The organism is Klebsiella sp. EMBS2024 (assembly GCF_036233805.1).
GTDB lineage: Bacteria > Pseudomonadota > Gammaproteobacteria > Enterobacterales > Enterobacteriaceae > Klebsiella > Klebsiella pneumoniae.
Genome location: NZ_JAZARW010000001.1, coordinates 2,970,420 through 2,992,316, shown reverse-complemented (window position 1 = coordinate 2,992,316; position 21,897 = coordinate 2,970,420). Strand labels below are relative to the sequence as shown.

Annotated in this window: 23 protein-coding genes; 19 read left to right on the top strand and 4 right to left on the bottom strand. The window is 59.2% G+C overall.

Going from position 1 to position 21,897, the window contains the following annotated elements:
* Positions 1-62 precede the first annotated feature (62 nt).
* Positions 63-548 carry a phosphohistidine phosphatase SixA gene (gene sixA / locus VZP09_RS13760; protein ID WP_002913355.1) on the top strand — a complete coding sequence of 162 codons (486 nt, stop codon included), beginning with the start codon at positions 63-65 and terminating at the stop codon, positions 546-548.
* A gap of 20 nt (positions 549-568) precedes the next feature.
* On the opposite strand, the gene smrB is transcribed toward sixA, so the two are convergent.
* Entirely contained in the window at positions 569-1,120 is a 552-nt protein-coding gene (gene smrB / locus VZP09_RS13755; RefSeq protein ID WP_002913348.1) for an endonuclease SmrB, read from the bottom strand.
* 167 nt (positions 1,121-1,287) lie between these two features.
* On the opposite strand from smrB, the gene prmB reads away from it, so the two are divergent.
* From prmB to VZP09_RS13725, 6 genes are read left to right on the top strand one after another with little or no spacing between them, the layout of a single operon-like run.
* Positions 1,288-2,220: a 50S ribosomal protein L3 N(5)-glutamine methyltransferase gene (gene prmB / locus VZP09_RS13750; protein ID WP_002913346.1), complete on the top strand. Its 933-nt coding sequence runs from the start codon at positions 1,288-1,290 to the stop codon at positions 2,218-2,220.
* 41 nt (positions 2,221-2,261) lie between these two features.
* Complete coding sequence (gene aroC, locus VZP09_RS13745) at positions 2,262-3,347, top strand: chorismate synthase (protein ID WP_002913342.1); 1,086 nt, start codon at positions 2,262-2,264, stop codon at positions 3,345-3,347.
* A gap of 2 nt (positions 3,348-3,349) precedes the next feature.
* Positions 3,350-4,174, top strand: coding sequence for a penicillin-insensitive murein endopeptidase (mepA, locus tag VZP09_RS13740; RefSeq protein ID WP_004174960.1), 825 nt, complete (start codon positions 3,350-3,352; stop codon positions 4,172-4,174).
* Positions 4,174-4,983, top strand: coding sequence for a sulfite exporter TauE/SafE family protein (locus tag VZP09_RS13735; protein WP_002913340.1), 810 nt, complete (start codon positions 4,174-4,176; stop codon positions 4,981-4,983). The genes mepA and VZP09_RS13735 overlap by 1 nt, the downstream gene beginning before the upstream one ends.
* Entirely contained in the window at positions 4,983-5,531 is a 549-nt protein-coding gene (locus VZP09_RS13730) for an elongation factor P hydroxylase (protein ID WP_004185005.1), read from the top strand. Before VZP09_RS13735 ends, VZP09_RS13730 begins: the two co-directional genes overlap by 1 nt.
* 31 nt (positions 5,532-5,562) lie before the next feature.
* Positions 5,563-5,844, top strand: coding sequence for a YfcL family protein (locus VZP09_RS13725; protein ID WP_328795491.1), 282 nt, complete (start codon positions 5,563-5,565; stop codon positions 5,842-5,844).
* A gap of 61 nt (positions 5,845-5,905) precedes the next feature.
* On the opposite strand, the gene mnmC is transcribed toward VZP09_RS13725, so the two are convergent.
* Positions 5,906-7,894 (bottom strand): bifunctional tRNA (5-methylaminomethyl-2-thiouridine)(34)-methyltransferase MnmD/FAD-dependent 5-carboxymethylaminomethyl-2-thiouridine(34) oxidoreductase MnmC, encoded by a 1,989-nt coding sequence (mnmC, locus tag VZP09_RS13720; protein WP_032438778.1) that lies wholly within the window; start codon positions 7,892-7,894, stop codon positions 5,906-5,908.
* A 158-nt stretch (positions 7,895-8,052) separates the two neighbouring features.
* Between mnmC and fabB the strand changes: the two genes are divergently transcribed.
* Complete coding sequence (gene fabB, locus VZP09_RS13715; protein ID WP_002913291.1) at positions 8,053-9,273, top strand: beta-ketoacyl-ACP synthase I; 1,221 nt, start codon at positions 8,053-8,055, stop codon at positions 9,271-9,273.
* 209 nt (positions 9,274-9,482) lie between these two features.
* Positions 9,483-10,658, top strand: coding sequence for an MFS transporter (locus tag VZP09_RS13710; protein WP_328795219.1), 1,176 nt, complete (start codon positions 9,483-9,485; stop codon positions 10,656-10,658).
* An 86-nt stretch (positions 10,659-10,744) separates the two neighbouring features.
* Here VZP09_RS13710 and flk read toward each other — a convergent pair whose 3' ends face one another.
* Positions 10,745-11,722 (bottom strand): flagella biosynthesis regulator Flk, encoded by a 978-nt coding sequence (gene flk, locus VZP09_RS13705; protein WP_004149210.1) that lies wholly within the window; start codon positions 11,720-11,722, stop codon positions 10,745-10,747.
* Between the two features lie 110 nt (positions 11,723-11,832).
* Here flk and pdxB point away from each other — a divergent pair, with 110 nt between their 5' ends.
* From pdxB to VZP09_RS13655, 10 genes are all read left to right on the top strand, one after another.
* On the top strand, positions 11,833-12,969 hold the full coding sequence (gene pdxB, locus VZP09_RS13700; RefSeq protein ID WP_328795218.1) for a 4-phosphoerythronate dehydrogenase PdxB: 1,137 nt from the start codon (positions 11,833-11,835) through the stop codon (positions 12,967-12,969).
* 63 nt (positions 12,970-13,032) lie between these two features.
* Positions 13,033-14,046 carry an aspartate-semialdehyde dehydrogenase gene (locus tag VZP09_RS13695; RefSeq protein ID WP_002913227.1) on the top strand — a complete coding sequence of 338 codons (1,014 nt, stop codon included), beginning with the start codon at positions 13,033-13,035 and terminating at the stop codon, positions 14,044-14,046.
* Positions 14,046-14,858: a tRNA pseudouridine(38-40) synthase TruA gene (gene truA / locus VZP09_RS13690; RefSeq protein WP_002913226.1), complete on the top strand. Its 813-nt coding sequence runs from the start codon at positions 14,046-14,048 to the stop codon at positions 14,856-14,858. Before VZP09_RS13695 ends, truA begins: the two co-directional genes overlap by 1 nt.
* Positions 14,859-14,884: 26 nt before the next feature.
* Positions 14,885-15,544, top strand: coding sequence for a DedA family protein (locus tag VZP09_RS13685; protein WP_328795217.1), 660 nt, complete (start codon positions 14,885-14,887; stop codon positions 15,542-15,544).
* 185 nt (positions 15,545-15,729) lie between these two features.
* Positions 15,730-16,650, top strand: coding sequence for an acetyl-CoA carboxylase, carboxyltransferase subunit beta (accD, locus tag VZP09_RS13680; protein WP_002913220.1), 921 nt, complete (start codon positions 15,730-15,732; stop codon positions 16,648-16,650).
* A 75-nt stretch (positions 16,651-16,725) separates the two neighbouring features.
* The gene (gene folC / locus VZP09_RS13675) at positions 16,726-17,994 is read left to right on the top strand and encodes a bifunctional tetrahydrofolate synthase/dihydrofolate synthase (protein ID WP_135725914.1); all 1,269 of its coding nucleotides are present in this window, start codon (positions 16,726-16,728) and stop codon (positions 17,992-17,994) included.
* Positions 17,984-18,673: a cell division protein DedD gene (gene dedD / locus VZP09_RS13670; RefSeq protein WP_004214089.1), complete on the top strand. Its 690-nt coding sequence runs from the start codon at positions 17,984-17,986 to the stop codon at positions 18,671-18,673. Before folC ends, dedD begins: the two co-directional genes overlap by 11 nt.
* Positions 18,674-18,889: 216 nt before the next feature.
* Positions 18,890-19,378: a colicin V production protein gene (gene cvpA, locus VZP09_RS13665; RefSeq protein ID WP_002913214.1), complete on the top strand. Its 489-nt coding sequence runs from the start codon at positions 18,890-18,892 to the stop codon at positions 19,376-19,378.
* Positions 19,379-19,411: 33 nt separating this feature from the next.
* Complete coding sequence (gene purF / locus VZP09_RS13660; protein ID WP_002913213.1) at positions 19,412-20,929, top strand: amidophosphoribosyltransferase; 1,518 nt, start codon at positions 19,412-19,414, stop codon at positions 20,927-20,929.
* Between the two features lie 135 nt (positions 20,930-21,064).
* Entirely contained in the window at positions 21,065-21,634 is a 570-nt protein-coding gene (locus tag VZP09_RS13655; RefSeq protein WP_002913212.1) for a UbiX family flavin prenyltransferase, read from the top strand.
* A gap of 80 nt (positions 21,635-21,714) precedes the next feature.
* Here VZP09_RS13655 and VZP09_RS13650 read toward each other — a convergent pair whose 3' ends face one another.
* Positions 21,715-21,876 carry a hypothetical protein gene (locus VZP09_RS13650; protein ID WP_032415274.1) on the bottom strand — a complete coding sequence of 54 codons (162 nt, stop codon included), beginning with the start codon at positions 21,874-21,876 and terminating at the stop codon, positions 21,715-21,717.
* Between the last annotated feature and the right edge of the window lie 21 nt (positions 21,877-21,897).

The window sequence follows — 21,897 nt, the reverse complement described above, 5'->3', positions numbered from 1 at the left end:
CACCTGCGTATTGTCTTCGCAGGCCAAACTACGGTGCTTCTGGTTAACAAAAGCGGTGCAATATGCAAGTTTTTATTATGCGTCACGGCGACGCTGCCCTCGATGCAGCCAGTGACTCGGTTCGTCCATTAACCGTATGCGGTTGTGATGAGTCTCGTCAGATGGCAACCTGGCTGAAAGGTCAAAAAGTGGATATTGAGCGCGTTCTTGTCAGTCCCTATCTGCGTGCGGAACAGACGCTGGATATTGTTGGGGAGTGCATGAACCTGCCGAAACATGTCGACGTGATGCCGGAGCTCACGCCGTGCGGTGATGTGGGAATGGTGAGCGCCTATCTGCAGGCGCTGGCGAATGAAGGCGTGGCGACGGCGCTGGTTGTCTCCCACCTGCCGCTGGTGGGGTATCTGGTCTCAGAGCTGTGTCCGGGGGAAACGCCCCCGATGTTCACCACCTCGGCTATCGCCTGCGTGACGCTGGATGCCGACGGCAAAGGTGAGTTCCTCTGGCAAAAAAGCCCCTGCAACCTCAAGATGGCCAACGCCATCTGACGGCCCCCCGGAGCCCGCCGTTACGGCAGCTCCGGCGGTTGCCACTCCTCGACCTCAATCAATATCAGCAGTGCGGCGTCACCGCCGTACTCTTTTGGTGCCTGGTGAAACGCCATAATATGCGGATGTTGCGCCAGCCACAGCGGGGTTTGCTGTTTGAGGATGTGTTTTCCGTGCCCGTGCATCACGCAGGCGCAAAACACATGCTCGCGGCGGCAGGCGGCAATTAGCGCGCCCAGTTCCTGTTTGGCCTGCTGCTGGGTAAGCCCATGCAGATCGAGGAACAGCTCAGGCGAATAATCTCCACGGCGCAGCTTTTTCAGCTCGAAATGGCTGACGTCGGGGCGGACATATTTCGTCGAGCCTTCGGTATTCAGTAGCGGTTGAAACTCATCGGAAAAATAGTGGCTGTTATCGACCTGTTCCTGCAGCAAACGCTTAGGAGCAACCTCGGTAATTTTCTTGCGCTGCGGGCGGTGAACAATAGTGTCCTGTTTGATCTTCCGCGTGCCGGTCATCAGCTGACGGAACAGCGCCTGATCCTCCTCGCTAAGCGATGTCTTCTTTTTCATTGTCCGCTCTCATTCATACTTTGCGCTAGTTTACCCGACTCAATATCCCTTCGGGCAAGGAAAACCTGTTTTTTCCCCCGCCCCTTATCGCAAGAATGCTGATTTATCGCCGTCTTCATGGCACACTAGCCGCCGAATTTATAGCAGAGTGTGCCCTGGAGGATGTCGTGGATAAAATTTTTGTTGATGAGGCAGTCAATGAGCTGCATACCATTCAGGACATGCTGCGCTGGGCGGTAAGCCGTTTCAGCGCTGCTAATATCTGGTACGGTCACGGGACTGATAACCCGTGGGACGAGGCGGTACAGCTGGTGCTGCCTTCACTGTATCTGCCGCTGGATATCCCGGAAGACATGCGCACTGCGCGCCTGACCTCCAGCGAGAAACACCGCATTGTAGAGCGGGTGATTCGCCGCGTGAACGAGCGTATTCCCGTCGCCTATCTGACCAACAAAGCGTGGTTCTGCGGGCATGAGTTTTACGTTGATGAGCGGGTGCTGGTGCCGCGCTCCCCGATTGGCGAACTGATCAATAACCAGTTTGCCGGACTGATTAACCATAAGCCGCAGCACATTCTTGATATGTGCACCGGTAGCGGCTGCATCGCCATCGCCTGCGCCTATGCCTTCCCGGAGGCGGAAGTCGATGCGGTAGATATCTCCCCGGACGCGCTGGCCGTCGCCGAGCACAACGTTGAGTCCCATGGCCTGATCCATCACGTTACGCCGATCCGTTCCGACCTGTTCCGCGATCTGCCGAAGCTGCAGTACGATCTGATCGTCACCAATCCGCCGTATGTCGATGAAGAGGACATGGCCGATCTGCCGGAAGAGTATGAGCATGAGCCGGTGCTGGGGCTGGCCTCCGGAAGCGACGGCCTGAAGCTAACGCGCCGTATCCTTGGCAACGCGCCGGATTATCTCAGCGACGACGGGATTCTGATTTGTGAAGTCGGTAACAGCATGGTACATCTGATGGAGCAGTATCCGGATGTGCCGTTTACCTGGCTTGAGTTTGATAACGGCGGCGACGGGGTCTTTATGCTGACCAAACAGCAGCTGATTGACGCCCGTGCGCACTTCGGTATTTATAAAGACTAAAAAAACAACACGCCAACATAACGAAAAAGATTGGAGCCGTGATGGCAGGAAATACAATTGGACAACTCTTTCGCGTCACTACCTTCGGCGAATCGCACGGTCTGGCGCTGGGCTGCATCGTTGACGGCGTGCCGCCGGGCATCCCGCTGACCGAAGCCGACCTGCAGCACGACCTCGATCGTCGTCGCCCGGGTACCTCGCGTTACACCACGCAGCGTCGCGAGCCGGATCAGGTCAAAATCCTCTCCGGCGTCTTCGAAGGCGTTACCACCGGGACCAGTATCGGTCTGCTGATTGAGAACACCGATCAGCGTTCGCAGGATTACGGCGCGATCAAAGATCTGTTCCGTCCGGGACACGCCGATTACACCTACGAGCAAAAGTATGGTCTGCGCGACTATCGCGGCGGCGGTCGTTCTTCTGCGCGCGAAACCGCGATGCGCGTAGCGGCCGGGGCGATTGCCAAAAAATACCTTGCCGCGAAGTTCGGCATCGTCATTCGCGGCTGCCTGACGCAGATGGGCGATATTCCGCTGGCCATCAAAGATTGGGATCAGGTTGAGCAGAACCCCTTCTTCTGTCCGGACCCGGATAAAATCGACGCCCTGGATGAACTGATGCGCGGCCTGAAAAAAGAGGGCGACTCCATTGGCGCGAAAGTGACGGTGGTGGCTGACGGCGTACCGCCAGGCCTCGGCGAGCCGGTCTTCGACCGCCTGGATGCCGATATCGCCCACGCGCTGATGAGCATCAACGCCGTGAAAGGGGTGGAAATTGGCGACGGCTTCGAGGTGGTGAAGCTGCGCGGCAGCGAAAACCGCGATGAGATCACTAAAGCCGGGTTCCAGAGCAACCACGCCGGCGGCATTCTTGGCGGCATCAGCAGCGGCCAGCAGATCGTTGCCAACATCGCGCTGAAGCCTACCTCCAGTATTACCGTTCCCGGTCATACGATTAACCGCTTTGGCGAAGAAGTGGAGATGATCACCAAAGGGCGTCACGATCCGTGCGTCGGCATCCGCGCCGTACCGATCGCTGAGGCGATGCTGGCGATCGTTCTGATGGATCACTTTATGCGTCAGCGCGCGCAGAATGGCGACGTGACGACGACAATTCCACGCTGGTAACCATGAAAAACACCGTTATCGCACTGCTTGCGCTGTTGGCCAGCGCCGGTAGCCTGGCCGCCACGCCATGGCAGAAAATAACCCAACCGATCGGCGGCAGCGCCCAGTCAATCGGCGCGTTTTCCAATGGCTGTATCGTTGGCGCCGAGGCGCTCCCCCTGAGTGCCCCCGGCTATCAGGTGATGCGTACCGATCAGCGTCGCTACTTCGGTCATCCGGATCTGGTTCAGTTTATTCAGCGCCTGAGTAATCAGGTGCACAATAAAGGTATGGGAACCGTGCTGATTGGCGACATGGGGATGCCGGCGGGCGGGCGCTTTAACGGCGGGCACGCCAGCCACCAGACGGGCCTCGATGTCGATATCTTCCTTCAGCTGCCGCAAACGCGCTGGACATCGTCCCAGCTGTTGAAGCCGCAGGCGCTGGACCTGGTCGCCAGCGATGGCAAGCATGTGGTGCCGTCGCTATGGAGCCCGCAAATCAGCCAGCTTATCAAGCTGGCGGCGGAAGATAGCGAAGTTACCCGCATCTTCGTCAACCCGGCGATTAAACAGCAGCTGTGCCTGGACGCGGGCAGCGACCGCCAGTGGCTGCGTAAAGTCCGTCCCTGGTTCCAGCATCGCGCTCATATGCACGTCCGACTGCGTTGCCCGGCGGGAAGTCTGGAGTGCGAGGATCAGGCGCCGCCGCCGCCCGGCGATGGCTGCGGAGCGGAGCTGCAGAGCTGGTTCGAACCACCTAAACCCGGGTCTACCCCCCCTGTGAAGAAGACGCCGCCGCCGCTGCCGCCTTCCTGCCAGGCGCTACTGGATGAGCATGTGCTGTAATGGATAGTTTTATCGAGTTGTTTGCCGTATCGCCGCTGGTGCTGGTGGTACTCTTCTTTGTCGCCATCCTGGCCGGTTTTATTGACTCACTGGCGGGAGGTGGGGGCTTATTGACTGTCCCTGCGCTGATGGCGGCCGGCATGCCGCCAGCCCAGGCGCTGGCGACCAATAAGCTGCAGGCCTGCGGCGGGTCGCTATCGGCGACCCTCTATTTTGTCCGCCGCAAGGTGGTTAATCTGGCCGATCAGAAGCTGAATATTCTGATGACCTTTATCGGCTCAACCGCCGGAGCGCTGCTGGTGCAGCACGTACAATCCGATATTCTGAAGCAGATCCTGCCGTTGCTGGTGATTGGCATCGGCCTTTATTTCCTGCTGATGCCGAAACTGGGCGAAGCCGACCGGCAGCGTCGGCTTTACGGTCTGCCGTTTGCGCTGGTCGCCGGCGGTAGCGTAGGGTTTTACGATGGCTTTTTCGGCCCCGGCGCCGGTTCGTTTTACGCCCTGGCTTTTGTCACTCTGGCCGGGTTTAACCTTGCCAAGTCGACGGCCCATGCCAAGCTGCTGAACGCCACCTCAAACGTCGGCGGCCTGCTGCTGTTTATCATCGGTGGAAAGGTTATCTGGGCCACCGGCTTTGTGATGATGGCCGGCCAGTTTATTGGCGCCCGCGCCGGGTCCCGGCTGGTGCTGAGTAAAGGGCAGTCGCTGATCCGGCCGATGATCGTTATCGTCTCGGCGGTGATGAGCGCGAAACTTCTTTATGACAGCCACGGGGCTGAGATTTTGCAGTGGTTGGGAATTCATTAATGCAACAGCAACACCATTATCAGCAGCTGATAGACCTTTTCGACAGCTGCTTTGCCGAAGAATTTAATACCCGCCTGATTAAAGGCGACGATGAGCCGATCTACCTTCCGGCTGACGATGAAACGCCCTATCACCGTATCGTGTTTGCGCACGGATTTTTTGCCAGCGCCCTGCACGAGATCTCTCACTGGTGTGTCGCCGGCAAGGCGCGTCGCGAACAAGTAGATTTTGGCTACTGGTACTGCCCGGACGGCCGCGATGCGATGACCCAAAGCCAGTTTGAGGATGTCGAGGTGAAACCGCAGGCCTTTGAGTGGCTGTTCTGCGTGGCGGCGGGATTTCCGTTTAACGTCAGCTGTGACAATCTGGAAGGGGACGTTGAGCCCGATCGCATCGCCTTCCAGCGCCGGGTGCATGCTCGGGTGATGACTTTACTTGAACAAGGGATCCCCGAACGTCCGGCGCGCTTTATTCGCGCGTTACAACACTATTATCAAACGCCGCCATTGACGGCGGAACACTTTCCGTGGCCGGAAGACCTGCACTAAGGCCGCACATTACATGACAAGAGGTAAGATGATGATCGCGGAGTTTGAATCACGCATTCTGGCGCTGATTGACAACATGGTAGACCACGCCAGTGATGATGAACTGTTTGCCGGCGGTTATCTGCGCGGCCACCTGACGCTGGCGGTGGCTGAGCTGGAAGGTGAGGGCGAGCATTCTGCTGACGCGGTACACAGCAGAGTTAGCCAGAGCCTGGAGAAAGCCATCAGCGCTGGCGAACTGTCGCCGCCGGACCAAATTCTGGTGCAGGGGATGTGNCATAACCTGTATCAACAGGCGAAAAATCAGGCCTGAGCCATGTTGTAGCCCGGGTCAGGCGTCAGCCGTACCCGGGAAATTGCCTGCCCTCATGGTTTTATTTCACCGCTTTTCCCTTCAGCAGTTTTCTCACCCACAGCCGATTCGGATTCAGCGCCGCCAGGGTGTCGCTATCCAGCGGCAGCGGTTCCGCGCTCATTTGCGCCGCCAGCAGCTCAGCGCTTAACGGCGCGGTGCAAAGTCCGCGCGACCCGAGCGCGCCAAGCATAAACAGGTTACGACAGACCGGCGCGCTATCGGCGATATCCGGTTGTTCGTGGAGGCTGGCGTATTGCGTCAATGTTGCCGCGTAGTCCGGCACGTTGCCGACCATCGGTAGATGATCGCGGGTGGCGCAGCGCACGCCGCAGCGAGCGTCGTTGGCGCTGATATCCACGTCCTGCGGCCACTCCGCGCCCGGGAAGCAGTCGATCAGCCGTTGCCGGTTGTGCTGCTGATCTTCTTCGCTGAAGTTGGTGTCGGTTTTCCCGCGGTGGTAGCTGGCGCCAATGCAGTGCTGCTGATTTTGCGGATTCTGTGGCGTCAGGTAGCCGTCGTAGCACAGCACCTGGCGCAGGGCGGCAAGCCGCGGGGTGGTGGGAATATGGCTGACCTGGCCGCCAACCGGGTAGACCGGCAGTTGGGCTGTTTGCGCAAAATCAGTGATGCGGTGGCCGTTCGCCAGAACCACCGCCTGATGATAGCGCTGCTGATTGAGCAGCCAGCCATCGCCCTCCGCGCTGAGCGTTTCGACGGGATAACCATAGTGCACGTGCAGTCCGCGCGTGGCCGCCAGCGCCAGCAGCTCGGCGGTGAGCTGCTGCGGGCACAGCCAGCCGCCGGCCGGATAGGTGATGCCGCCGCAGCCGGTATCGACGCCGGTCAGCCCGGCAACCTGTTCCGCCGTCACCGCGCAGGCGATGTCCGGGGGTAAATTCAGCGCCAGCATCTGGGCGATTTTATGCGTGCTTTTCTCATCCCAGCCGAGCTGGGTAACACCGCACCATTGGTGATCGAACATCACCGGCAGCGCGTCATACATTCGGCGGGCGAAGGTAAAGGCGGCCGGAAAAAAGCGCGCCAGCGCCGGATCGTGCTGACTTAACAGCGGATACAGCGCGCCCTGGCGATTGCCGGAGGCGCCCTGCGCTGGAGCCTCATCGGCGCAGTAAAGGGTCACCTGCCAACCGCGGCGCAGCAGCGCCAGGGAGAGCAGGGCGCTGGCGATCCCGCCGCCGATGATGGCCGCCTCGCGGGCATCGCTGCTACTGCGAGCGAACCAGGGGGCGCGCGCAGGAAAGCTCAGCGTTTGCGCCATCTCGCCGGTCAGCATCTCCCGCTTGCGGCCGAAGCCTTTGCTTTTAAGCATGGTAAAGCCGGCCTCCTGCAGGCCACGGCGGACAAAACCGGCGGAGGTAAAGGTGGCCAGCGTCCCGCCGGGCCGCGCCAGGCGCGCCATGGCGCTGAACAGCTCCTGAGTCCACATGTCGGGATTTTTCGCCGGGGCAAAGCCGTCAAGAAACCAGGCGTCCACCTGCTGGTTCAGCGAATCATCCAGCTCCCTGGTCAGCTCATTGATATCGCCAAACCACAGATCGAGCGTCACCCGCCCGCCGTCGAGCAGCAGACGATGGCACCCGCCGAAGGCCGACGGCCATTGCGCCTGCAGCTGCTGCGCCCACGGAGACAGCTCTGGCCAGCGCTGGTGCGCCAGGCGGAGATCCTCAGCCTTCAGCGGATATTTTTCAAAACTGATGAAATGTAACCTTTGCAAGGTAACGTCCGGGTTATCACGAACAAAAACGTCAAACGCCTGCCAGAGGGTGAGGAAATTGAGCCCGGTGCCGAAGCCGCTCTCCGCGACGATCATCAGCGGGCGAGGGTGGCTGGGGAAGCGCTCCGGCAGGCGATTTCCGCCGAGAAAAACGTAGCGAGTCTCTTCCAGACCGTTGTCATTGGAAAAGTAAACATCGTCGAAATCTCGGGAAACAGGTGTACCCTCAGCGTTGAATTCCAGGTTGGCGGGTTGTATGGCGTTTTGTTTCACGTAAGTTACTCGAATCACAAGGCGTAGCACGATCTTAACGATGTGTGCCTGAGGGCGCAAATTTATACACAAAATGTCTGATCGGACTTGTTCGGCGTACAAGTGTACGCTATTGTGCGACACGAAACTTAAAATAGTGCGACTTACAGAGGTATTTAATGAAACGTGCAGTGATTACTGGCTTGGGCATCGTTTCCAGCATCGGTAATAACCAGCAGGAAGTCCTGGCATCTCTGCGTGAAGGACGTTCAGGGATCACTTTCTCTCAGGAGCTTAAAGATTCAGGGATGCGCAGCCACGTATGGGGCAACGTCAAACTGGATACCACTGGCCTCATTGACCGCAAAGTAGTGCGCTTTATGAGCGACGCCTCCATCTATGCTTACCTGTCCATGGAACAGGCTGTTGCCGACGCAGGTCTGGCGCCTGAAGCATATCAGAATAACCCGCGTGTCGGCCTGATCGCAGGCTCCGGCGGCGGTTCCCCGAAATTCCAGGTCTTCGGCGCCGATGCCATGCGTAGCCCGCGTGGTCTGAAAGCCGTGGGCCCGTATGTGGTCACCAAAGCGATGGCTTCCGGCGTTTCCGCCTGCCTCGCTACGCCGTTCAAAATTCACGGCGTTAACTACTCCATCAGCTCGGCCTGCGCCACTTCCGCCCACTGTATTGGTAACGCGGTAGAGCAGATCCAGCTGGGCAAACAGGACATCGTCTTTGCCGGCGGCGGCGAAGAGCTGTGCTGGGAAATGGCCTGCGAATTCGACGCCATGGGCGCGCTGTCCACTAAATACAACGACACCCCGGAAAAAGCGTCCCGTACCTATGATGCTAACCGTGACGGCTTCGTTATCGCCGGCGGCGGCGGTATGGTCGTGGTGGAAGAGCTGGAACACGCCCTGGCGCGTGGCGCGCACATCTATGCCGAAATCGTCGGCTATGGCGCGACCTCCGATGGCGCGGACATGGTCGCCCCGTCTGGTGAAGGCGCAGTGCGCTGCATGCAGATGGCGATGCATGGCGTTGATACGCCGATCGACTATCTGAACTCCCACGGTACCTCCACTCCGGTCGGCGACGTGAAAGAGCTGGGCGCCATCCGCGAAGTATTCGGCGACAACAGCCCGGCTATTTCGGCAACTAAAGCGATGACCGGCCACTCGCTGGGCGCGGCGGGCGTACAGGAAGCCATCTACTCCCTGCTGATGCTGGAGCACGGCTTTATCGCGCCGAGCATCAACGTTGAAGAGCTCGACGAGCAGGCTGCCGGCCTGAACATCGTCACCAAACCGACGGACGCTAAGCTGACCACCGTAATGTCCAACAGCTTCGGCTTCGGCGGCACCAACGCCACGCTGGTGATGCGTAAATACAACGCCTAATCAGCATGTGATGCGCAAAGGGGAGCCACCGGCTCCCCTTTTTTGTCATCTTGACAGGGTAAGAGCCCGCAGGCACACTGCTCGCGGATCCATTAGTCTCTCCACTAATGCGTAAGCGTTTAACGTCAACCAACGCGCCTTAACCCTGATAATCAGGTGGAGGGGGCGTGTCGCTTTGCTCGCCTTACTCTGCGAATCTGGAGTAATGCATGTCCGCAGTTACTGAAACAACATCCAATTCTTCGGCGAATTTTTCGCTTTTCCGTATTACGTTTGCCGTCTTTTTGACCTATATGACCGTTGGTTTGCCGCTGCCGGTGATCCCGCTCTTTGTCCATCAGGAGCTGGGATTTGGCAACACCGTGGTTGGCGTGGCGGTAGGGATCCAGTTCCTCGCCACCGTTCTGACCCGGGGGTACGCCGGACGTCTGGCAGACCAGTACGGCGCTAAACGTTCCGTCCTGCAGGGGATGCTGGCCTGCGCCCTGGCGGGCGCGGCATGGCTGGCCGCTGCGCTGCTGCCGCTGCCGGTGCTCGCCAGGCTCGGCCTGCTGCTGCTGGGCCGCTTGATCCTCGGGTTTGGCGAAAGCCAGCTGCTGACCGGAAACCTGAGCTGGGGGATGGGNCTGGTGGGACCGGCCCGTTCCGGCAAAGTGATGTCATGGAACGGCATGGCGATGTACGGCTCGCTGGCGGTGGGCGCCCCGCTGGGATTATTGATCTATAGCCATTTTGGCGTGGCGGTGCTGGCCTGTGTCACCATGGGACTACCGCTCGTCGCCTGGCTTATTAACGGTACCGTGCGCAANGTGGCGGCCCACGGAGGCGAGCGGCCTTCACTCTGGAGCGTCATCGGCATGATCTGGCGGCCGGGCATTGGCCTGGGCCTGCAGGGTGTCGGCTTTGCGGTGATCGGCACCTTCGTCTCCCTCTATTTCGCCAGCCATAGCTGGCCAATGGCCGGCTTTACCCTGACGGCGTTTGGTGGCGCCTTTGTGCTGATGCGAGTGCTGTTCGGCTGGATGCCGGATCGGTTTGGCGGCGTTAAGGTGGCGATGGTCTCGCTGCTGATAGAGGCGGTTGGTCTGACGCTGCTGGGACTGGCGCCGAATGCCTGGCTGGCGCTGGCCGGTGCGGCGCTGACCGGGTGCGGCTGTTCGCTTATTTTCCCCTCACTTGGCGTGGAAGTAGTGAAGCGCGTCCCGGCGCAGGTGCGCGGCACCGCGCTCGGCGGCTATGCGGCCTTTCAGGACATCTCCTATGGCCTGACCGGGCCGCTGACCGGCCTGCTGGCGACCTCGCTGGGCTACTCGTCGGTGTTCCTTGCCGGCGCCCTCTGCGCGGCGCTGGGGATCCTCGTCACCCTTATCTCATTTCGCCGCTAGGTTATTGTCCGGCCTGAAAACGCTGTAGGAAACACCGCGGCGTTTGGCATGAAGGGGAGCCGTAAACGCCGCCGGTGGCTGCTGGGCTACAGCAGGAGCCACAGCACAAGGAGCAGGACAACCGCGCCCAGCGCCAGCTGCCACGGCTTAGCGCTCCACGTCCGCCTGGCGACAGGCTCCTCCTGCGGGATGGCCAGCGTCTCCTGGGCGCGGGCCACCCGCAGCACAAACACCTTGTTCAGCAGCGCCAGGATCTGCGCCGGGCTCAGCGTGGTCCGCGGCGTGACCTGCCAGCTGCGACGGGCAAAGTCGACAATTGTCTGCCACTCCGCGGCCTCCAGCGGCTGCTTGAGCGCTCCCTGCAGCGAGGTGAGCGTCGGCGCGCTTTGCGCACTCAGCGTTTGTCGCGCCTGCAGCCAGTACGAAAGCGGCAGGAAGTGCGTCGCCGGGATCAGCTCCCCGGACTTGACGCCGCAAAGCTCCAGCATGGATTGCCAAATCAGCTTGCTTGGTTCGCCGGTGGCGGCCGCCAGCTTAGTCACCAGCTGATTGAGCGTATTATGCTCGGCTGGCAACAGCGGGCGCAGGGTCGGCGGGCGCTGCTGCGGCTGCGGGATCGACAGCTGGCCATGCTGCAGCAGATGCAGAATGGTCTCCAGCTGCGTCTGGCTAAGGGCATGCAGCGCCGTTTGCCCATAATGCTGACGAATATAATCGCTCACCGCCTGGCGGTTATTGCCCTGACCGAGCAGATCGCTGAGCTGCGCTAAGGTCTGGCGATGATGATGATTATCCTGAGCGGCGGCTAAGCGCTGGTTGAGACTGGCCTCCGCGGCGTTGAAATGGCAGGCCAGCAGGGGCGAGTCGCCTTTCAGTCCGAGGTCATGTTTGACGCAGGCCCACACTTCCGCGTTCTGCTGCGAGGTCAGCGCCACCAGGCGCGTGATCAGTCGCTCCAGAACGGTGCGTTGCTGCATGGAAAGCGAAGGTTCGCCGGTGGCGGCAGTGCCTGATGGGCCTCGCCCTGGAGGACGGTCTGGCATATCAGCAAGGGGGTGCGTCATGATTCATCCTTTCGATATCGCGGTGCTGGAACCAGGTGATGAGTATGCCTGGCGGCCAGATTATGGCACACTTCCCCAGTTAACTCTCGTTCTCAGACAGGTACTGAACTGTGAAAATCCTCGTTGATGAAAATATGCCCTATGCCCGTGAGCTTTTTAGCCGTTTAGGCGACGTGCAGGCGATCCCAGGCCGTCCGGTCCCGGCCGATGCCCTGACCGATGCGGATGCCCTAATGGTGCGCTCGGTCACCCGGGTCAATGAAGCATTGCTCGCCGGCAAGGCCATTAAGTTCGTCGGCACCGCTACCGCCGGCACCGATCACGTCGATCAGGAGTGGCTGCAGCAGGCGGAGATTGGTTTCTCTGCGGCGCCCGGCTGTAACGCCATTGCGGTGGTAGAGTACGTCTTTTCATCGCTGCTGATGCTGGCTGAACGCGACGGCTTTGCGCTGCGCGATCGCACCGTCGGGATCGTCGGCGTCGGTAACGTTGGCGGGCGACTGCAAAAGCGCCTGGAAGCGTTGGGGATCAAAACTCTGCTCTGCGACCCACCGCGCGCCCATCGCGGCGACGAAGGTGACTTCCGCTCCCTCGAGGCGCTGGTCCAGGAAGCCGATGTCATCACCTTCCATACGCCGCTGTATAAAGAAGGGCAATATAAAACCCTGCATCTGGCGGATGAGGCGCTGATAAGCCGCCTGAAGCCTGGAACGATTTTGATCAACGCCTGCCGCGGGCCGGTGGTCGATAACGCCGCACTGCTAAAGCGGCTGGAAGCTGGTCAGCCGCTGAGTGTGGTATTGGACGTCTGGGAGCCGGAGCCGGATCTAAACGTTGAGCTTCTCAAGCTAGTGGATATCGGTACCGCGCATATCGCCGGCTACACCCTCGAAGGGAAAGCGCGCGGGACGACGCAGGTTTTTGAAGCCTACAGCGCCTTTATCGGCCATCCGCAGCAGGTAGCGCTGGACACTCTGCTGCCGGCGCCGGAATTTGGCCGCATTACCCTGCATGGACCGCTCGATCAGCCGACGCTGAAAAGACTGGTCCACTTGGTGTATGATGTGCGCCGCGATGATGCGCCGCTGCGGAAGGTGGCCGGCGTCGCCGGTGAATTCGACAAGCTGCGTAAAAATTATCAGGAACGTCGCGAATGGTCTTCGCTGTATGTGCAGTGCAGCGATGAGCAGGCGGCGACGCTGTTGCGCCAGCTCGGTTTTAACGCCGTGCATCATCCTGTTCGTTAATGTCTTCTTAATGCCCCTGCCGGATACTCCGGCGGGGCCGCTTTATTTCTGGAGTTAACCACCATGTCTGAAGGCTGGAATATTGCCGTACTGGGCGCAACGGGCGCCGTAGGCGAAGCCCTGCTCGAAACTCTTGCTGAACGCCAGTTCCCGGTAGGAGAGATTTTTGCTCTGGCGCGCAACGACAGCGCGGGCGAACATCTGCGTTTTGGTGGCAAGTCGGTGATCGTCAAAGACGCCGCCGAATTTGACTGGACCCAGGCCCAGCTGGCTTTCTTCGCCGCCGGCGTCGAAGCCAGTGCAGCGTATGTCGAAGAAGCGACCAACGCCGGGTGTCTGGTTATCGATCTCAGCGGCCTGTTTGCGCTGGAGCCGGACGTACCGCTGGTGGTGCCGGACGTGAACCCGTTCGTATTAGGCGATTATCGCAACCGCAACCTGATTGCGGTGCCTAATAGCCTGACCAGTCAGCTGTTGACGGCGCTCAAACCGCTGATCGATCAGGGCGGGTTGTCGCGCATTAGCGTCACGAACCTGCTCTCCGCCTCGGGGCAGGGGAAAAAAGCGGTGGATGCGCTGGCGGGGCAGAGCGCTAAGCTGCTGAACGGCATCCCTATCGATGAAGACGATTTCTTTGGTCGCCAGCTGGCGTTCAACATGCTGCCGCTGCTGCCGGATCGTGAAGGTAGCGTGCGCGAAGAGCGCCGGATCGTCGATGAAGCGCGCAAAATTCTTCAGGATGACGGGCTGATGATCTCCGCCAGCGTCGTTCAGTCGCCGGTCTTCTACGGCCATGCGCAGATGGTGAGCTTCGAAGCGATGCGCCCGCTGGCGGCGGAGGAGGCGCGCGACGCTTTTACCCGCGGCGAGGATATCGAACTTTCTGAAGAGGGCGAATTCCCGACTCAGGTTGGCGATGCCTCAGGCAATGCCCGCCTCTCCATCGGCTGCGTGCATAACGATTACGGTATGCCGGAGCAGATACAGTTCTGGTCGGTAGCGGATAATGTGCGCTTCGGCGGCGCGCTGATGGCGGTGAAGATCGCCGAGAAGCTGATTGAGGAGTACCTGTACTGATGTCTGAGATGGAGCAACAGCCGATCTGTAAAATCGCGCTGGGCATCGAGTACGACGGCAGCAAATATTACGGCTGGCAGCGGCAAAACGAAGTGCGCAGCGTGCAGGAGAAGCTGGAAAAGGCGCTCTCGCAGGTGGCGAACGAACCGATTACCGTCTTTTGCGCCGGCCGCACCGACGCCGGCGTCCATGGCACCGGCCAGGTGGTGCATTTCGAAACCCGGGCGCAGCGGAAAGATGCCGCCTGGACGCTGGGGGTAAATGCGAATTTACCTGGTGACATCGCGGTGCGTTGGGTCAAACATGTACCGGCGGATTTTCACGCCCGGTTCAGCGCCACGGCGCGCCGCTATCGCTACGTCATCTATAATCATCGCCTGCGTCCGGCGGTGTTAAGTCATGGCGTGACGCATTTTCACCAGCCGCTCGACGCCGAGCGTATGCAGCGCGCCGCGCAGTGTCTGCTGGGAGAGAATGACTTTACCTCGTTTCGCGCGGTACAGTGCCAGTCGCGTACCCCGTGGCGCAACGTGATGCATATTAACGTTACCCGCTACGGCGCGTATGTGGTGGTGGATATCAAAGCGAATGCCTTTGTACATCATATGGTCAGGAATATTGTAGGCAGCCTGATGGAGGTCGGGGCCGGAAACCAGCCGGAGAGCTGGATGGCAGAACTGCTGGCAGCAAAAGACAGGACGCTCGCTGCGGCAACGGCAAAAGCGGAAGGGTTGTATCTGGTGTCGGTGGATTACCCGGCCCACTATGATTTACCGGTGCTGCCAATGGGCCCGCTGTTTCTGGCGGACTAATAGGGTCATTAAGGGTAAAGACAAACATGGACTTGATTCACTTTTTAATTGATTTCATCCTGCATATTGATGTGCACCTTGCCGAACTGGTTGCCCAGTATGGCGTCTGGGTTTATGCCATTCTGTTTTTGATTCTGTTCTGCGAAACCGGGCTGGTGGTGACGCCATTCCTGCCGGGCGATTCCCTGCTGTTCGTCGCGGGCGCGCTCTCGGCCTTGCCAACCAACGATCTCAATGTCCACCTGATGGTACTGCTGATGGTCATCGCGGCCATCGTCGGCGATGCGGTCAACTACACCATTGGCCGGCTGTTCGGCGAAAAGCTGTTCAGCAATCCGAACTCAAAGATATTCCGTCGCAGCTATCTGGATAAAACCCACAGCTTTTACGAACGTCACGGCGGGAAAACCATTATCCTGGCGCGCTTTGTGCCGATAGTCCGAACCTTCGCGCCGTTTGTGGCGGGAATGGGGCATATGTCCTATCGTCATTTTGCAGCCTATAANGTGGTTGGGGCGCTGCTGTGGGTGCTGCTGTTCACCTATGCCGGCTATCTGTTTGGCGATTTGCCGGTGGTGCAGGAGAACCTGAAGCTGCTGATCGTGGCGATCATCGTGCTTTCCGTCCTGCCGGGCGTGATTGAGATTATTCGCCACAAGCGGGCGGCGGCGAAGCAGGCGAAGTAGTTTAGCCTGTGTTGCGCGTGGCGGTGCAGAGCGTCACGCGCAGCGGTTTGACCACTTTTTTATCCCATGTTCCGGGATGATATGATTTAATGTGCAACATTCATGGTCTGTAAGAGGCAAAAATGGCATTATGCGCCCCTTACGACAAAACTGGCATCGACCAGGTTCAGGCAGAAAGGTTATCAATGAGCTGGATTGAACGAATTAAAAGCAACATCACTCCCACCCGCAAGGCGAGCATTCCTGAGGGTGTATGGACCAAGTGCGACAGCTGCGGTCAGGTACTCTACCGCGCCGAGCTGGAGCGCAACCTGGAGGTTTGTCCTAAGTGCGATCACCATATGCGCATGTCGGCGCGTAATCGCCTGCATAGCCTGTTGGATGAAGGTTCTCTGGTAGAACTGGGTAGCGAACTTGAGCCAAAAGATGTGCTGAAGTTCCGCGATTCAAAAAAATACAAAGACCGCCTGGCGTCCGCTCAGAAAGAGACGGGCGAGAAAGACGCGCTGGTGGTGATGAAAGGTACGCTCTACGCGATGCCGGTGGTTGCCGCCGCCTTTGAATTCTCCTTTATGGGGGGATCGATGGGTTCCGTCGTCGGCGCACGCTTTGTACGCGCGGTGGAGCAGGCGCTGGAAGATAACTGCCCGCTGATCTGCTTCTCCGCCTCCGGTGGCGCCCGTATGCAGGAAGCGCTGATGTCGCTGATGCAGATGGCGAAAACCTCCGCGGCGCTGGCGAAAATGCAGGAGCGCGGACTGCCGTACATCTCCGTGCTGACCGACCCGACCATGGGCGGCGTATCGGCGAGCTTTGCGATGCTGGGCGATCTGAACATTGCCGAGCCGAAAGCGCTGATCGGCTTTGCCGGTCCTCGCGTTATCGAGCAGACCGTACGCGAGAAGCTGCCGCCGGGATTCCAGCGCAGTGAGTTCCTGATTGAAAAAGGGGCGATCGATATGATCGTTCGCCGTCCGGAAATGCGTCTCAAGCTGGCCAGCATTCTGGCGAAGCTGATGAACCTGCCGGCGCCGGTTGCCGTTTCGGAAGCGCCTCATGAAGGCGTGGTGGTGCCGCCGGCACCGGATCAGGAACCTGAGGCCTGATAAAGCAGAGGGCAGGGCCTGGCGGCGCTGCCCTTTTTTATTCATACGCGTTAACCGTCAATTCTTACGGGCATCATGGAAAAAGATCCTATTCCTCAGGCCACGTCGCCCCTGGCTACGTGGCTTTCTTATCTGGAACATCTGCACAGTAAAACCATCGACCTTGGGCTGGCGCGCGTCAGCGAGGTCGCCGGGCAGATGGATATCGTTAAACCGGCGCCGTTCGTTTTTACCGTCGCGGGCACCAATGGCAAAGGCACCACCTGCCGCACGCTGGAAACCATCCTGATGGCGGCCGGTTATAAAGTGGGGGTCTACAGCTCTCCGCATCTGGTGCGCTACACCGAACGCGTGCGCATTCAGGGGGCTGAACTGCCGGAGGCGGCGCATACGGCTTCGTTTGCTGAAATCGAAGCGGCGCGGGGTGACATCTCGCTGACCTATTTTGAATACGGCACGCTCTCGGCGCTGTGGCTGTTTAAGCAGGCGCAGCTGGATGTGGTGATCCTTGAGGTCGGGCTCGGCGGGCGTCTCGACGCCACCAACATCGTTGATGCCGACGTCGCGGTGGTCACCAGCATCGCCCTCGATCATACCGACTGGCTGGGCCCGGATCGCGAAAGTATCGGCCGGGAAAAAGCGGGCATCTTTCGCGCCGGTAAACCGGCGGTGGTGGGGGAGCCGGATATGCCGCTCACCATCGCGGAAGTGGCTAGCGAGAAGGGCGCGCTGCTCCAGCGCCGCGGCGTCGACTGGCGCTATGAGGTGGAGGGCGAAATGTGGTCCTTCCGCGATACGGCAGGGGCGTTAAGCCACCTGCCTCTGCCTCAGGTGCCGTTGCCGAATGCGGCGACGGCCGTGGCGGCGCTGCGCGCCAGCGGGCTTGCCGTGGATGACGCTATCCTGCGCGCAGGGATCCGCGATGCGATGCTCCCGGGACGCTTTCAGATAATCAGCGACGCCCCGCGAGTGATCCTCGATGTGGCGCACAACCCGCACGCGGCGGCCTATCTCGCCGGGCGTCTCAAAACGTTAGCGAAAACGGGACGCGTGCTGGCGGTTATTGGTATGCTGCATGATAAGGACATCGCCGGCACGTTGGCCAATCTGGCTCCGGAAGTCGATGCCTGGTACTGCGCGCCGCTGGAAGGCCCGCGCGGCGCGACGGCAGAGCAGCTGGTGGAACATCTGCGCTGCGGTACAGTCTATAGCAGCGTGGCGCAGGCGTGGCGTGCGGCCATGGCTGACGCTAAAGTGGAAGATACCGTGCTGGTGTGTGGTTCGTTTCACACCGTAGCGCAGGTTATGGAAGAGATAGACGCGGGGAGAATCGGTGGCGAGTAAGTTTCAGAACCGTTTAGTCGGGACAATCGTGCTGGTGGCGCTGGGGGTGATTATCCTGCCAGGGCTGCTGGACGGGCAGAAAAAGCATTACCAGGATGAGTTTGCCGCGATCCCGCTGGTACCGAAACCAGGCGATCGCGATGAACCGGATATGTTGCCGGCGGCAACCCAGGCGTTGCCTTCGCAACCGCCGGAAGGGGCGGCGGAAGAGGTGCGGGCGGGCGATGCCGCCGCGCCATCGTTAGATCCATCGCGTATTCCGGTGAACAGCAACAGCTTCGATGACGTTCAGGAGCCGGTGGTGGCCGCGAAACCGCAGCCCAAGCCGCAGCCGAAACCGCAGCCGCAACAGCAGGCCGCGACGCCAACGCCGCCGCCGGCTAAGCCACAGCAGCAACAGCCACCGCAGCAGCAGGCGGCCCTGCCGGCGCCGACCGGCAAAGCCTATGTGGTTCAGCTGGGCGCGTTGAAGAACGCCGATAAGGTGAATGAGATTGTCGGTAAACTGCGGGCCTCGGGTTTCAAAGTCTATACGTCGCCTTCGACGCCGGTACAGGGTAAAATTACCCGCATCCTCGTCGGCCCGGATGCGTCAAAAGACAAGCTGAAAGGCCAGCTGGGCGATCTGCAGCAGATCTCCGGGCTTAGCGGGGTGGTGATGGGCTTCACCCCGAACTGATTGTTTTTTCCGCCATGCGGAGAGAACGTGGCGGGGAGAAACGCCCCGCAAACCCTGTCTCAGCCGCCCTGAAGAGGCGAAAGGCAGTCTGGCGTTGAATGTTTTTTCAGCGCCATTTTTATTTCTGTAGGGCATGGAAATCCCTACGCAAACGTTTTCTTTTTCTGTTAGAATGCGCCCCGAACTGGACGACAGGGCGTAAATCGTGGGACGTATATGGTCTGGATTGATTACGCCATTATGGCGGTGCTGGGTCTTTCTTGCCTGGTCAGCCTGATCCGCGGCTTTGTTCGCGAAGCTTTATCGTTAGTCACGTGGGGTTGCGCGTTTTATGTCGCCAGCCATTACTACGCTGACCTGTCTGTCTGGTTTACGGGCTTTGAGGATGAACGGGTTCGAAATGGGATTGCTATTGCGGCGCTGTTTATCGTGACGCTCATCGTTGGCGCTATCGTGAACTATGTGATAGGCCAGCTGGTGGAGAAGACCGGTTTGTCAGGAACCGACAGGGTATTGGGGATCTGCTTCGGCGCGCTACGTGGGGTGCTGATCATCGCCGCTATCCTGTTCTTCCTGGACACCTTTACCGGGATGGCGAAGAGCGATGACTGGCATCAGTCGCAGTTTATTCCCTATTTTACCCCCGTCATCAGATGGTTTTTTGAATACCTGCAAAGCTCGTCAAGTTTCTTGCCTAAAGTATAGACTTTAGGTCGTTGCTGAACGAGGAAAAGACGTATGTGCGGTATTGTCGGTATCGCCGGTGTTATGCCGGTTAACCAGTCGATTTATGATGCGCTAACGGTGCTCCAGCACCGTGGACAGGATGCCGCTGGCATCATCACCATTGATGCCAACAACTGCTTCCGGTTGCGTAAGGCTAACGGGCTGGTAAGCGACGTATTCGAGGCCCGCCACATGCAGCGTATGCAGGGCAATATGGGTATTGGCCACGTGCGTTATCCTACGGCGGGCAGCTCCAGCGCCTCCGAGGCGCAGCCGTTTTACGTTAACTCGCCGTATGGCATCACATTGGCGCATAACGGCAACCTGACCAATGCGCACGAGCTGCGTAAAAAGCTGTTTGAAGAAAAACGCCGCCATATCAATACCACCTCTGATTCCGAAATCCTCCTCAATATTTTCGCCAGTGAGCTGGATAACTTCCGTCACTACCCGCTGGAAGCGGACAACATCTTCGCGGCGATTGCGGCGACCAACCGCCTGATCCGCGGCGCGTACGCGTGCGTGGCGATGATCATCGGGCATGGCATGGTGGCCTTCCGCGACCCTAACGGCATTCGTCCGCTGGTGCTGGGTAAACGTGACGTTGGCGACGGTCGCACCGAGTATATGGTGGCCTCGGAGAGCGTGGCCCTTGATACGCTTGGTTTTGAATTCCTGCGCGATGTGGCGCCGGGCGAAGCGGTCTATATTACCGAGAAGGGCCAGCTCTATACCCGTCAGTGTGCCGATAATCCGGTCAGCAACCCGTGCCTGTTCGAGTACGTCTATTTTGCCCGTCCGGACTCGTTTATTGACAAAATTTCCGTCTACAGCGCCCGCGTCAACATGGGGACTAAGCTGGGCGAAAAGATTGCCCGCGAGTGGGAAGATCTGGATATTGACGTTGTTATTCCGATCCCGGAGACCTCCTGCGACATCGCGCTGGAAATCGCCCGCATTCTCGACAAACCTTATCGTCAGGGCTTCGTGAAGAACCGCTACGTCGGCCGGACGTTTATCATGCCCGGTCAGCAGCTGCGTCGTAAATCTGTTCGCCGTAAGCTCAACGCCAACCGTGCGGAATTCCGCGATAAGAACGTGCTGCTGGTCGATGATTCCATTGTACGCGGCACCACCTCGGAGCAGATCATTGAGATGGCGCGTGAAGCAGGGGCGAAAAAAGTGTATCTCGCCTCCGCTGCGCCGGAAATTCGTTTCCCGAACGTGTACGGTATCGATATGCCGACCGCCAACGAACTGATCGCCCATGGCCGCGAAGTGGATGAGATCCGCCAGATCATTGGCGCCGACGGCCTGATTTTCCAGGATCTCAACGATCTGATCGACGCGGTGCGCGCGGAGAACCCGGATATTCAGCAGTTTGAATGCTCGGTGTTCAACGGCGTATATGTGACCCGGGATGTCGACCAGCAGTACCTCGACTATCTTGACTCCCTGCGTAACGATGATGCCAAAGCGGTCCAGCTGCAGAACGAAGTCGAAAACCTCGAGATGCACAACGAGGGTTAAGCCGTTCACGCGTCGCGGGCCTGCCGTACCGAAAGGACGGCGGGCTTTTTTTCTCCCCTCAACTGTGCGTCAATAGTTGCGCCAGAGGCTATAATCCGGCAAAGTCTGCGGCACACGCGCAAGGGGTAACAGAACGTGAAACGACTGATTATTGGCATTTCCGGCGCCAGCGGCGCCATTTACGGCGTGCGGATGCTGCAGGTGCTAAGAGATGTGCCGGATATTGAAACTCATCTCATCCTCAGCCAGGCGGCGCGCCAGACGTTGGCCATGGAGACCGACTACTCCGTACGTGAGGTGCAGGCGCTAGCCGATGTGGTGCATGACGCCCGCGATATCGCCGCCAGTATCTCTTCCGGTTCGTTTAAAACCGCCGGGATGGTGATTTTACCCTGCTCAATGAAGACGCTCTCGGGCATTGTCCATAGCTATACGGATGGCCTGCTGACCCGGGCGGCGGATGTCGTGCTGAAAGAGCGTCGTCCGCTGGTGCTCTGCGTGCGGGAAACGCCGTTCCATTTGGGCCATCTGCGTCTGCTGGTTCAGGCCGCAGAGCTGGGGGCGGTGATAATGCCGCCGGTACCGGCTTTTTACCACCGGCCACAAAGCCTGGACGATGTCATCAACCAGACCGTCAATCGGGTACTCGATCAATTTGATATTAGTCTGGAGCACGACTTGTTTACCCGCTGGCAGGGGGCCTAGTGTCGCACTATAGTGGTGCATGAAATGTACGCTTGCGCTGCGGTGGTGCAAATTTGTTGCCGCGATCAAATCCTCGACATTTATTTCGTCTTTTTGCGCTCAGGCGCTGCGGTTTCGCCAGTAATGCTGGTATCTTCCCTTTTAAGACAATCCTGCAACTTTATTTTAACAAATTTAACCCTGTTCCCGGCACGCACCAGGAAGATGGCACAAAAACTGCAGGATTGATCGGCAATCACCATAACAAGCAACGCACCACATCA

Coding starts and splice junctions, on each gene's coding strand:
- fabB (WP_002913291.1), top strand. CDS start 8,053: ATGAAACGTGCAGTGATTACTGGCTTGGGCATCGTTTCCAGCATCGGT.
- smrB (WP_002913348.1), bottom strand. CDS start 1,120: ATGAAAAAGAAGACATCGCTTAGCGAGGAGGATCAGGCGCTGTTCCGT.
- cvpA (WP_002913214.1), top strand. CDS start 18,890: ATGGTCTGGATTGATTACGCCATTATGGCGGTGCTGGGTCTTTCTTGC.
- VZP09_RS13695 (WP_002913227.1), top strand. CDS start 13,033: ATGTCTGAAGGCTGGAATATTGCCGTACTGGGCGCAACGGGCGCCGTA.
- flk (WP_004149210.1), bottom strand. CDS start 11,722: ATGACGCACCCCCTTGCTGATATGCCAGACCGTCCTCCAGGGCGAGGC.
- accD (WP_002913220.1), top strand. CDS start 15,730: ATGAGCTGGATTGAACGAATTAAAAGCAACATCACTCCCACCCGCAAG.
- mepA (WP_004174960.1), top strand. CDS start 3,350: ATGAAAAACACCGTTATCGCACTGCTTGCGCTGTTGGCCAGCGCCGGT.
- folC (WP_135725914.1), top strand. CDS start 16,726: ATGGAAAAAGATCCTATTCCTCAGGCCACGTCGCCCCTGGCTACGTGG.
- aroC (WP_002913342.1), top strand. CDS start 2,262: ATGGCAGGAAATACAATTGGACAACTCTTTCGCGTCACTACCTTCGGC.
- truA (WP_002913226.1), top strand. CDS start 14,046: ATGTCTGAGATGGAGCAACAGCCGATCTGTAAAATCGCGCTGGGCATC.
- VZP09_RS13730 (WP_004185005.1), top strand. CDS start 4,983: ATGCAACAGCAACACCATTATCAGCAGCTGATAGACCTTTTCGACAGC.
- sixA (WP_002913355.1), top strand. CDS start 63: ATGCAAGTTTTTATTATGCGTCACGGCGACGCTGCCCTCGATGCAGCC.
- VZP09_RS13735 (WP_002913340.1), top strand. CDS start 4,174: ATGGATAGTTTTATCGAGTTGTTTGCCGTATCGCCGCTGGTGCTGGTG.
- VZP09_RS13650 (WP_032415274.1), bottom strand. CDS start 21,876: ATGGTGATTGCCGATCAATCCTGCAGTTTTTGTGCCATCTTCCTGGTG.
- purF (WP_002913213.1), top strand. CDS start 19,412: ATGTGCGGTATTGTCGGTATCGCCGGTGTTATGCCGGTTAACCAGTCG.